The sequence below is a fragment of the Stenotrophomonas sp. Ste96 genome (assembly GCF_024519495.1).
Taxonomy (GTDB): Bacteria; Pseudomonadota; Gammaproteobacteria; order Xanthomonadales; family Xanthomonadaceae; genus Stenotrophomonas; species Stenotrophomonas bentonitica_A.
This window is the reverse complement of the sequence record NZ_JALJRX010000001.1, coordinates 1,482,924-1,493,792: the sequence shown is the minus strand read 5'-3', so window position 1 is coordinate 1,493,792 and position 10,869 is coordinate 1,482,924. Positions and strand designations below refer to the sequence as shown.

The window sequence follows — 10,869 nt, the reverse complement described above, 5'->3', positions numbered from 1 at the left end:
TCGCCGGTGGCCTGGCGGTGCTCAAGCTGCCGGTGTCGATGTACCCGGAAGTGGCACCGCCGGCCGTCGAGATCAGCGCCAGCTACCCGGGTGCATCGGCCAAGGTTGTCGAGGACTCGGTAACGCAGATCATCGAGCAGAACATGAAGGGCCTGGACGGCCTGATCTACTTCTCCTCCAACAGCTCCTCCAATGGCCAGGCCACGATCACGCTGACCTTCCAGAGCGGCACCGACCCGGACATCGCCCAGGTGCAGGTGCAGAACAAGCTGCAGCTGGCCATGCCGCTGCTGCCGCAGGAAGTGCAGCGCCAGGGCATCAACGTGGCCAAGTCGAGCAGCGGCTTCCTGCAGGTGCTCGGCTTCGTGTCTGAAGACGGCAGCATGGATGCCAACGACATCTCCGATTACGTCGGCTCCAACATCGTCGATCCGCTGAGCCGCGTGCCCGGCGTGGGCAACATCCAGGTGTTCGGTGGCAAGTACGCCATGCGCATCTGGCTGGACCCCAACAAGCTGCACACCTACAAGCTGTCCACCGCCGAAGTGATCGCGGCGATCACCGCGCAGAACGCGCAGGTCGCGATCGGCCAGCTCGGTGGCGCGCCGTCGATCAAGGGCCAGCAGCTCAACGCCACCATCAACGCGCAGGACCGCCTGCAGACCCCGGAGCAGTTCCGCAACATCATCGTGCGCAGCGCGCAGGACGGTGCCGAACTGCGCCTGGCCGACGTGGCCCGCGTGGAGCTGGGGGCCGAGTCGTACGACTTCGTGACCCGCTACAACGGCAAGCCGTCGTCGGGTATCGCGATCACCCTGGCCACCGGCGCCAACGCGCTGGCCACCGCCAACGGCGTGCGTGCCACCCTGGATGAAATGGCCCCGAACTTCCCGGCCGGCCTGAAGGCGGTGGTGCCGTATGACACCACCCCGTTCGTGCAGGTCTCGATCAAGGGCGTCATCAAGACCCTGATCGAAGCCATCGTGCTGGTGTTCCTGGTGATGTACCTGTTCCTGCAGAACTTCCGCGCGACCCTGATCCCGACGATCGCGGTGCCGGTGGTGCTGCTGGGCACGTTCGGCATCCTGGCCGCGCTGGGCTTCTCGGTGAACATGTTGACCATGTTCGCGATGGTGCTGGCGATCGGCCTGCTGGTCGATGACGCGATCGTGGTGGTGGAGAACGTCGAGCGGATCATGTCCGAGGAAGGCCTCTCGCCGCTGGAAGCCACGCGCAAATCGATGAGCCAGATCACCGGCGCGCTGGTCGGCATCGGCCTGGTGCTGTCGGCGGTGTTCGTGCCGATGGCCTTCATGAGCGGTGCCACCGGCGTCATCTACCGCCAGTTCTCGGCCACGATCGTCTCGGCGATGGCGCTGTCGGTGCTGGTCGCCATCGTGCTGACCCCGGCGCTGTGCGCCACCATGCTCAAGCCGCTCAAGAAGGGCGAGCACCACGTGGCCCACAAGGGCTGGTCGGGCCGTTTCTTCAACGCGTTCAACCGCGGCTTCGACAACTCCAGCGCGAAGTATCAGCGTGGCGTGCGCGGCATCCTCGGCCGTCCGTGGCGTTTCATGGGCGTGTTCGCCGCGCTCGCGCTGGTGATGGGCCTGCTGTTCATGCGCCTGCCCAGTTCGTTCCTGCCCAATGAAGACCAGGGCATCCTGATGGCGCTGGTGCAGACCCCGGTCGGCGCCACCCAGGAACGTACCCTGGAATCGATCGACAAGCTTGAAAAGCACTTCATGGAGAACGAGGCCGACGCGATCGAGTCGATCTTCTCCGTGCAGGGCTTCAGCTTCGCCGGCATGGGGCAGAACGCGGGCATGGCCTTCGTCAAGCTCAAGGACTGGAAGGACCGTGATGCCGACCAGGGCGCGATGCCGATCACCGGCCGGGCCATGGCCGCGCTGGGCGGGATCAAGGACGCCTTCATCTTCGCCTTCCCGCCGCCGGCGATGCCGGAGCTGGGCATCGGCTCGGGCTATACCTTCTTCCTGAAGGACACCAGCGGTGCCGGTCACCAGGCCTTGCTGGAGGCACGCAACCAGCTGCTCGGCATGGCCGGGCAGAGCAAGCTGCTGGCCAACGTGCGCCCGAACGGGCAGGAAGACACCCCGCAGCTGCGCATCGATATCGATGTCGGCAAGGCCAGCGCGCTGGGCCTGTCGCTGGAGGCGGTCAACACGACGCTGGCGGCGGCATGGGGCAGCAGCTACATCGATGACTTCATCGACCGTGGCCGGGTCAAGCGCGTGTACGTGCAGTCCGATGCGCCGTTCCGCATGAACCCGGAGGACTTCAACCTGTGGTCGGTGAAGAACACCGCCGGTGAGATGGTGCCGTTCTCGGCCTTCGCCAGCCAGCGTTGGGATTACGGTTCGCCGCGCCTGGAGCGCTACAACGGCGTCTCCGCGATGGAGATCCAGGGCGAGCCCGCCCCGGGCGTGGCCTCGGGCGATGCGATGAACGAAGTGGAGAAGCTCGCCAAGCAGCTGCCGGCCGGTTTCGACATCGAGTGGACTGCGCTGTCCTACCAGGAACGCCAGGCCGGTTCGCAGACGCCACTGCTGTACACGCTGTCACTGCTGATCGTGTTCCTGTGCCTGGCTGCGCTGTATGAAAGCTGGAGCGTGCCGACCTCGGTGCTGCTGGTGGCGCCGTTGGGCATCCTCGGCGCGGTGCTGGCCAACACCTTCCGCGGCATGGAGCGCGACATCTACTTCCAGGTGGCGATGCTGACCACGGTGGGCCTGACCAGCAAGAACGCGATCCTGATCGTGGAGTTCGCCAAGGAGAACCTGGAGAAGGGCGCCGGCCTGATCGAAGCGACGATGCACGCCGTGCGCGACCGTCTGCGCCCGATCATCATGACCTCGCTGGCCTTCGGCCTGGGCGTGCTGCCGCTGGCGATCGCCTCCGGTGCCGGTTCCGGCGCGCAGCAGGCCATCGGTACCGGCGTGCTCGGCGGCATGGTGGTCGGCACCCTGCTGGGTGTGTTCTTCATCCCGCTGTTCTTCGTGGTGGTGCAGCGCGTGTTCAATCGCAAGAAGTACGGCAAGAACGCTGGAGGTTCCGATGCGTAAGCCCATGATGGCCAGCCTGGCGCTGGCCTTGAGCCTGGTGCTGTCCGGCTGCTCGACGCTGGAGCCACGCAGCACCGAAGTCGCCCCGGCGATTCCCTCGCAGTGGCCGGCAACGGCCACCACGGGGGCAGTGACCGCTGCACCGATGGAAGTGGCCGACATCGGCTGGCGCGATTTCTTCGTCGACCCGCGCCTGCAGGCGGTGATCAGCCAGTCGCTGGAGAACAACCGCGACCTGCGCGTGGCCGTGCTCAACGTCGAGCGTGCCCGGGCGCAGTACCGCATCCAGCGCGCCGACCGCGTGCCGGCGATCGGCGTGCAGGGGCAGATGACCCGCAGCGGCGGTGATGCGCCGGTGACCGAGCAGTTCAGTGCCAACCTCGGCGTGGTCGAGTTCGAGCTGGATCTGTTCGGCCGCGTGCGCAACCTCAGCCAGGCTGCGCTGCAGCAGTACTTCGCCGAAGCGGCCAACCGTCGCAGCGCGCAGCTGTCGCTGGTGGCCGAGGTGGCCAATGCGTGGCTGACCCTGGGCGCGGACAGCGAACAGCTGCGGATCGCCCAGGCGACGCTGGCGACGTACGAAGATTCGCTGCGCCTGACCGAGGCACGCCGTCAGCTTGGCGGCGCCTCGGCGCTGGAACTCAGCCAGACCCGCACCCTGGTGGAAACCGCGCGCACGGATGTGGCGCGCTTTGCCGGCCAGGTCGCCCAGGACCGCAATGCACTGGTGCTGCTGGCAGGCGGGCCGGTCGATGCCGCCCTGCTGCCGCAGGCCGAGGTGACCGATGTGGCCAGTGTGCGGCCGCTGCCGGCCGGCATGCCGGGCGATGTGCTGCTGCGCCGCCCGGACGTGATGGCCGCCGAGCACGTGCTGCTCTCGGCCAATGCCAACATTGGTGCCGCGCGCGCGGCGTTCTTCCCGTCGATCAGCCTGACCGGCAACATCGGTTCGGCCTCCTCGGAGCTGTCGGGTCTGTTCGACAGCGGCACGCGCGTGTGGAGTTTCATTCCCAAGCTCAACCTGCCGATCTTCCAGGGCGGCAAGCTGCGCGCGAATCTGGGCATGGCCACCGCTGATCGCGATATCGCACTGGCGCAGTACGAGAAGGCGATCCAGTCGGGGTTCCGCGAGGCGGCCGATGCACTGGCGCTCAACGAGAGCCTGGATGCGCAGTTGTCTTCGCAGCAGGCGCTGGTGGCTGCGGCGGAGCAGGCGCAGCGATTGTCCCAGGCGCGTTACGACGCCGGCCTGGACAGCTTCCTGACCTTGCTGGACGCACGGCGTACCGCTTACACCGCGCGGCAGTCGCTGGTCAGCACGCAGCTGGCGCAGCAGTCCAACCAGGTGGCGTTGTACAAGGTGCTCGGCGGCGGCTGGCACGAGCGCGGGTAAGTCTGCGCGGGTGCGTCCGGCCGGCCGCACCCGTGTCGGTCATGGGGCGTCGGCGCGGCCATCGCCGTGGCAGCGCCGCGCGCGGTCCAGCGCATTGCCGGCCTCGCGTGCCATGCGTTCGTACTCGCGGCGGATCTTCCAGGCGCTCTTCGTCCAGCCCTTCCAGATCGAGCAGTTCGTTGTTGGCGCCCTTGGTGGCGCGGATCAGCTCATCAAGCTTGATCTGGATCGCGGCGGTATCCGCGTTCTGAGTGGCCGCCGCCAGGAAGGTCCACGGCGTTCCCGCCGCATAGGACGCCTTCTTGGCGACCAGGATGAAGAGGCTGCGCAGTTTCATGAGGCACGGCAGACCGGGTCCGAGGTGCCTGTATCACTGGTGGGGCGCCGTGCAGGCGCTGTGCAGCCGGGGCGGGTCAGACCCGGGCATGCAACCGCGGGCGCGAGGACAGGTCCTGGCGGCCGGCATGGTAGACGTGTTCCCAGCACTGGTCGACGAACTGGCGTGCCTGTTCTTCGGACAGGCGCGGCATGATCTGCAGCGCATAGTGGGTCTGGAACATTTCATCGCGCTGCTCATCGCTGGCACGCGGTTGCGTGATCAGCGAATCGCAGGCGAATTTGATCCACGGCACGTAATGGCCGAACGAGCCCGTCCCGAGGTTGCCGTCGGCATGACGCTGGCGCCAGTAGCTGACTTCGGCGTCGACATCGATGACGGCAGGGATGGAGATCTGGGCGGAGGACATGGTCACTTCAGTTTGGGAAGAAGGGAATCTGGATGATGGCGTAGAGCGCGGTGCAAGCGGTGTCATGGCGATGTGGAGCTGGTGTGGCGGCTTTCGCCACGTTGCTCGCGCAGCAGATGAGCGTGGTGGACCACGCCGAGCCGCTCGGCCAGCGTCGCCAGCCGGTTGCAGACGGCGACACGTTGCTGGGGATGGGACCGCGTCAACTCATCCTGTATCGCCTGGTAGGCATCCCAGAAAGGCGCGGCGTTCTGGTGGCGTGCGTAGTGCACCTGCAGTCGTTCCCAGGCATCGGTCAGCTCGGGTTCGATGGAGGAGGTGCGGCGGGTTCGGGCATGCATGACGTCTCCTCGACGATGGTGCCCCCTGTGCAACCACCTTAAGCCGTTCATGCAGCGCGGTTGTTAGTGCGGCGTGTTCGCCGTGTCCGGCGACCGTCGTCGGTGCGTGAGGGCATCACGCGCAGACACCCACGGCACAGGGCCCTGCGGCCCGGCCTGCTCACTGAAGCATTCAGAACGTAGCTGTGCCCGCGCGCCACCGTTCGGCCCCGCGCGGGCATCTTCCACGCATATGCGCGCGGATGCGGCGACGCTTACTCGCCGATGTCTTCGTTCCAGACCTCGGGATGGGCGCTGATGAAGCCGCCGAGCAGGTCGATGCAGGCCTGGCTCTGCATGTCGATCACCTTGACGCCGTTCTCGCGCAGCCACTCGATGCCACCCTGGAAGGTGACCGATTCGCCGACCACCACGGTGCCGATGTTGAACTGGCGCACCAGCCCGCTGCAGTACCAGCACGGGGCCAGGGTGGTCACCATGATGGTGTCCTGGTAGCGCCGCTGGCGGCCGGCCTTGCGGAAGGCGTCGGTCTCGCCGTGCACGGACGGATCGCCTTCCTGCACGCGGCGGTTGTGGCCGCAGCCGAGCAGCCGGCCGTCGTTGTGGTACAGCGCGGCGCCGATCGGGATGCCGCCTTCGGCCAGGCCCTGGCGGGCTTCGGCGATGGCGGTTTCGAGCAGGGCGGCGTAGTCGGGGGTGGTGATCATGCGCAATCCAGGGACGTGAAGGCCTTCATGATAGTGGTCGGCCTGCCGCAACGGCGCCGGCGGTGCGATAATCGTCCCCATGAGCGAATCCCCCTACAAGACTGGCACCACCCATTTCGGCTTCCGCGACGTCGCTGCGAAGGACAAGCAGAAGCTGGTGGGCGAAGTGTTCACCTCGGTCGCGCGCAGCTACGACCTGATGAACGATCTGATGAGCCTGGGCATCCACCGGGCGTGGAAGCGCTACTACGTGGCCACCGCGCAGGTGAAGCCGGGCGACCGCGTGCTCGACCTGGCCGGCGGCACCGGCGACATCGCCGCGCTGATCAAGGAGCGGGTGGGTGATGAGGGTGAAGTGGTGCTGGGCGACATCAACGCCGGCATGCTCTCCGTCGGCCGTGACCGGCTGACCAACCGCGGCCTGGTCGCGGGCCTGAACTACGTGCAGTGCAACGCCGAGGCGCTGCCGTTCCCGGATGCGAGCTTCGATCTGGTCACGATCGCCTTCGGCCTGCGCAACGTCACCGACAAGGAAGCCGGCCTGCGCGAGATGCACCGCGTGCTCAAGGTGGGCGGCCAGGCGCGTGTGCTGGAGTTCTCCGAAGTCACCGCCGACTGGTTCAAGCCGATCTACGATTTCCACTCGTTCAAGATCCTGCCCAGGCTGGGCCAGCTGTTCGCCCGCGATGGCGACAGCTACCAGTACCTGGCCGAGAGCATCCGCAAGCATCCGCCGCAGGAACAGCTCAAGGCCATGATGGCCGAAGCCGGGTTCGAGCGTTGCCACTACAAGAACCTGACCGGCGGCATCGTTTCGATTCACTCCGGCTACAAACTTTGAGACAGCGGTCCGGTTCCCGCTGAGGGGGCTCGGCCACACTGCAGGCAGGCTGTCGAAGAGGGCCTGCCATGCGCCTGTACCGCGGGCTTGCCCGCGTATTTCCCCGCTCATTCACCGCCAAGCTGATGGCGGTGGTGTTCCTCGGCCTGCACGTCCCGCTGCTGGTCCTGCTGCTGTGGATGGCTGCGACGGGCCACTATGCGCGCGGGGTGATGTGGACCGTGGTCGGCGTGGTGCTGCTGGCCACGCTGCTCGGCACCGCGATCGCGATGATGGCGCTGTACCGCCTGATGGCGCCGCTGCGGCAGGCGGCCGATGCGCTGGAGGCCTACTACGACGAGCAGCGCCTGCCGCACCTGCCCGACCTGGGCCATGACGAGATCGGCCGGCTGCTGCGCAGCATCAACCGCAATCTGCATGGGGTCGACGCCGGCCTGCGCGATCTGCGCCGCAGCGTGTTGCTCGATCCGCTGACCCAGGCCCTGAACCGGCGCGGCTGCGAGCAGGCGCTGGCCGATTCGGCAGCGTGGGCGAGCGCACAGGCCCGCCCGTTGACCCTGTTCGTGGTCGACCTGGACAACCTCAAGCCGATCAACGACGCCCACGGCCACCTGGCCGGCGACCAGGTGCTGGTGCGGCTGGTGGAGACCGCGCGGCAGTGGCTGCGCGGCCCGGACTGGATCGGGCGTTGGGGCGGCGATGAGTTCCTGCTGGCGGTACACGCCGACAGCAACGAGGCCGGCGAGCGGGTCACCCGCTGGCTCGCACAGCTGGCGGCACCGGCGCGCGCTGGCGAGCCGCCGGTCAAAGCCAGTGCCGGCGCAGCCCGGTATCGCCCCGGTGATGACCTGCGCGAGGCCTACCGGCGCGCCGATGCGGCCATGTACCGGGCCAAGTACGCCGGGGGCGGGCGGCTGCTGCGCGCCGAGGACTGAATGCGCGAACCGCCACGCATGGCCTGCGCGGGCGCCGGAGACAGGGGGTAAACTGGTCGTTTCACCCTGATCGGTCCCGATTCATGCGATCTCCGTTCCTGTTGATTCCCCTCGCCGTCGCCCTGGCGTCCGGCTGCTCCAAAGAACCGGCGGCTCCGACCGTCGATCCCACTGCCAACGCCCCGGCGAGCACTGCCATGAAAGCCGACAGCCGCAGCCACGATGAAAGCTCCTACGCCGAGCCGGACAAGGTCGTCGTCAAGGACATCGCGCTGGACCTGAAGCTGGACTTCGACAGCAAGCAGATCGGCGGCACCGCGACCTACACGCTGGAGTGGAAGGACAAGGCGGCCAAGCAGCTGGTGCTGGACACCCGCGAGCTGACCGTGGAGAAGGTCGAGGCGATCGCCGCCGACGGCAAGACTGCGCCGCTGCCGTTCGTACTGGCGCCAGCCGACAAGGTGTTCGGCAGCAAGCTGAGCATCGATACGCCGGACCAGCCGGCCAAGGTCGTGATCACGTATCACACCGCGCCGACCGCCTCGGGCCTGCAGTGGCTGGAGCCGTCGATGACCGAGGGCAAGAAGCTGCCCTTCATGTTCAGCCAGTCGCAGGCGATCCACGCCCGTTCCTGGGTGCCGCTGCAGGACACCCCGAGCGTGCGCTTCACCTACAGCGCGCACGTGGCCTCGCGTCCGGACGTGATGGTGCTGATGAGCGCCGACAACGATCCCAAGGCTGCGCGTGACGGTGATTACACCTTCAAGATGCCGCAGCCGATCCCGTCCTACCTGCTGGCCATCGCCGCCGGCGACCTGGTGTTCGAGCCGATCTCCGGCCGCTCCGGCGTGTGGGCCGAACCGACCATGGTCGGCAAGGCCGCCAAGGAGTTCGAAGACACCGAGAAGATGATCGGCGCCGCCGAGAAGCTTTACGGCGAGTACCGCTGGGGCCGCTACGACATGCTGGTGCTGCCGCCGTCGTTCCCGTTCGGTGGCATGGAAAACCCGCGCCTGACCTTCGCCACCCCGACCGTGATCGTCGGCGACAAGTCGCTGGTTTCGCTGGTCGCCCATGAACTGGCGCACAGCTGGTCGGGCAACCTGGTGACCAACGCCAGCTGGAAGGACATCTGGCTCAACGAAGGCTTCACCACCTACGTGCAGGGCCGCATCACCGAGGCGCTGTATGGCCAGGAGATGGCCGAGATGGAGCGCGAGATCGACCAGAACGATCTGCTCGCCGAAGTGAAGGACATGAGCCCGGCCGACCAGGCCCTGGCGCTGCCGCCGCTGAGCGAGCGTGACCCGGACGAGGCGTTGAGCCAGGTCGCCTACGTCAAGGGTGCGTGGTTCCTGCAGTTCCTGGAACAGCGCTTCGGCCGCGAGACCTTCGACCCGTTCCTGCGTGGCTGGTTCGATGACCATGCCTTCCAGAGCGCGAACACCGACCAGTTCATCGAGTACCTGAAGAAGAACCTGCTGTCCAAGAAGCCCGGCGCCGTCACCGATGCCGAGCTGAAGGCGTGGCTGGACGAGCCGGGCATTCCGTCGTTCGCGACCAAGGCCCGCTCGCGCAACTTCTCCATCGTCGATACCGCCCGCATCGCCTGGCAGGGCAGCAACACGCTGCCGAACGCGCAGATCACCGGCGAGTGGGGCACCCAGGAATGGGTGCACTTCATCGACGGCCTGGGCAAGACCCTGCCGGTGGAGAAGCTCGCCGCGCTGGACAAGGCGTACCACTTCACCGGCACCGCCAACGGCGAGATCGCGATGCGCTGGTACCCGCTGACGATCCGCAGTGGCTACAGCGAGGCCAACGAAGCCGCCGGTGCGTTCATCGAGCGCGTCGGTCGCCGCAAGCTGATCATGCCGATCTACGCCGAACTGGTGAAGACGCCGGAAGGCCTGGCCTTCGCCAAGGCGGCCTTCGCCAAGGCCAAGCCGGGCTACCACCCGATCACCACCGGTTCGGTCCAGGACATGCTGGACAAGGCCGAGGCGGGCACGGCCAAGCCGTAATCGCCACACGTATCGGTTGAACAAAAAACGGCGGGGAAACCCGCCGTTTTTTCATGCCTGGGCGGCAGTGCTCACAGCGCGCGCACCGCCAGGAACATGTCCACGCAGTCGTGCATGACCTGCTGCTGCTGCGTCGGTGAGAGCGGTGGCTGGCCGAAGGTGATCTGCGGCCAGAATGCAAAGGCCTTGAGCATCGCCTGCAACTGATGCGCAGCTTCGGCTGGCGGCATCTCCTCGCGCAGCCGGCCATCGGCCTGGGCGGCGCGGATCCAGCCCGTCAGGCCTTCTTCCTTCTCGGCCAGCTTGTCCATCATCGCGCGCGCCCGTTCGGGCGTGTGTACCAGTTCGGCCATCGCCACCCGGGACAGATCGATGAAGCCGGGGTCGTCGAGCAGGCGCATCTTCCGGGCCGCGAAGACCAGCAACTGATCGCGCAGCGGCCGTGCCGGATCGTAGGGCACGACATCCAGCGCCTGGCTGGCCTCGAACAGCTGCCACAGGATCGCGGTGAACAACTCGTCCTTGCTGGCGAAGTGGTTGTAGACGGTGCGCTTGGAAACCTCGGCCGTGGCCGCGATGCGGTCCATGCTGGTGCCGGCGAAACCGAACGCGCGGAACTCGGCCACCGCTGCCTCCAGGATGGCCGCACGCTTGCGGTCGGTCAGGCGGGTGGGGCGGTCGGAGGGGCTCATGCGGCCATTTTACACCGTTCAGTTTACTTTTCGGAAAAGGCAAGTAAACTCGCCGGTGTACTTTTCTGGGCACGCCCCGCATGAAACGTCGCCTGCCTCGCATC

The 10,869-nt window shown here is 66.9% G+C and carries 9 protein-coding genes and 1 pseudogene; 5 read left to right on the top strand and 5 right to left on the bottom strand.

What is annotated here, in order from left to right:
- A partial coding sequence (smeE, locus tag OC373_RS06720; protein WP_261997320.1) for a multidrug efflux RND transporter permease subunit SmeE occupies positions 1-3,086 on the top strand: 3,086 nt, incomplete at its 5' end.
- A complete protein-coding gene (locus OC373_RS06715; RefSeq protein ID WP_261997319.1) occupies positions 3,079-4,479 on the top strand; it encodes an efflux transporter outer membrane subunit in 1,401 nt (466 codons plus the stop codon). The genes smeE and OC373_RS06715, both read left to right, overlap by 8 nt.
- Before the next feature lie 39 nt (positions 4,480-4,518).
- Here the strand turns inward: OC373_RS06715 and OC373_RS06710 are convergent.
- The 4 genes and pseudogenes from OC373_RS06710 to OC373_RS06695 all read right to left on the bottom strand — a co-directional run bounded on the left by OC373_RS06710 (position 4,519) and on the right by OC373_RS06695 (position 6,273).
- A pseudogene (locus OC373_RS06710) lies at positions 4,519-4,816 on the bottom strand (low affinity iron permease family protein).
- Between the two features lie 76 nt (positions 4,817-4,892).
- Positions 4,893-5,225: a hypothetical protein gene (locus OC373_RS06705; protein ID WP_019186055.1), complete on the bottom strand. Its 333-nt coding sequence runs from the start codon at positions 5,223-5,225 to the stop codon at positions 4,893-4,895.
- A 62-nt stretch (positions 5,226-5,287) separates the two neighbouring features.
- Positions 5,288-5,566 (bottom strand): hypothetical protein, encoded by a 279-nt coding sequence (locus tag OC373_RS06700; RefSeq protein ID WP_261997317.1) that lies wholly within the window; start codon positions 5,564-5,566, stop codon positions 5,288-5,290.
- A gap of 254 nt (positions 5,567-5,820) precedes the next feature.
- Complete coding sequence (locus tag OC373_RS06695) at positions 5,821-6,273, bottom strand: nucleoside deaminase (RefSeq protein ID WP_019186053.1); 453 nt, start codon at positions 6,271-6,273, stop codon at positions 5,821-5,823.
- Positions 6,274-6,352: 79 nt separating this feature from the next.
- Between OC373_RS06695 and ubiE the strand changes: the two genes are divergently transcribed.
- The 3 genes from ubiE to OC373_RS06680 all read left to right on the top strand — a co-directional run bounded on the left by ubiE (position 6,353) and on the right by OC373_RS06680 (position 10,073).
- Complete coding sequence (gene ubiE / locus OC373_RS06690) at positions 6,353-7,114, top strand: bifunctional demethylmenaquinone methyltransferase/2-methoxy-6-polyprenyl-1,4-benzoquinol methylase UbiE (RefSeq protein WP_261997316.1); 762 nt, start codon at positions 6,353-6,355, stop codon at positions 7,112-7,114.
- Between the two features lie 68 nt (positions 7,115-7,182).
- Complete coding sequence (locus OC373_RS06685) at positions 7,183-8,049, top strand: GGDEF domain-containing protein (RefSeq protein ID WP_070425963.1); 867 nt, start codon at positions 7,183-7,185, stop codon at positions 8,047-8,049.
- An 83-nt stretch (positions 8,050-8,132) separates the two neighbouring features.
- A complete protein-coding gene (locus tag OC373_RS06680; RefSeq protein ID WP_261997315.1) occupies positions 8,133-10,073 on the top strand; it encodes a M1 family metallopeptidase in 1,941 nt (646 codons plus the stop codon).
- Positions 10,074-10,144: 71 nt separating this feature from the next.
- Here OC373_RS06680 and OC373_RS06675 read toward each other — a convergent pair whose 3' ends face one another.
- The gene (locus tag OC373_RS06675; protein ID WP_261997314.1) at positions 10,145-10,765 is read right to left on the bottom strand and encodes a TetR/AcrR family transcriptional regulator; all 621 of its coding nucleotides are present in this window, start codon (positions 10,763-10,765) and stop codon (positions 10,145-10,147) included.
- Positions 10,766-10,869: the final 104 nt, after the last annotated feature.

What these genes read in the sequence shown, in the direction of transcription:
- OC373_RS06715 (WP_261997319.1), top strand. Translation starts at nt 3,079, where the DNA reads ATGCGTAAGCCCATGATGGCCAGCCTGGCGCTGGCCTTGAGCCTGGTG.
- OC373_RS06705 (WP_019186055.1), bottom strand. Translation starts at nt 5,225, where the DNA reads ATGTCCTCCGCCCAGATCTCCATCCCTGCCGTCATCGATGTCGACGCC.
- OC373_RS06700 (WP_261997317.1), bottom strand. Translation starts at nt 5,566, where the DNA reads ATGCATGCCCGAACCCGCCGCACCTCCTCCATCGAACCCGAGCTGACC.
- OC373_RS06695 (WP_019186053.1), bottom strand. Translation starts at nt 6,273, where the DNA reads ATGATCACCACCCCCGACTACGCCGCCCTGCTCGAAACCGCCATCGCC.
- ubiE (WP_261997316.1), top strand. Translation starts at nt 6,353, where the DNA reads ATGAGCGAATCCCCCTACAAGACTGGCACCACCCATTTCGGCTTCCGC.
- OC373_RS06685 (WP_070425963.1), top strand. Translation starts at nt 7,183, where the DNA reads ATGCGCCTGTACCGCGGGCTTGCCCGCGTATTTCCCCGCTCATTCACC.
- OC373_RS06680 (WP_261997315.1), top strand. Translation starts at nt 8,133, where the DNA reads ATGCGATCTCCGTTCCTGTTGATTCCCCTCGCCGTCGCCCTGGCGTCC.
- OC373_RS06675 (WP_261997314.1), bottom strand. Translation starts at nt 10,765, where the DNA reads ATGAGCCCCTCCGACCGCCCCACCCGCCTGACCGACCGCAAGCGTGCG.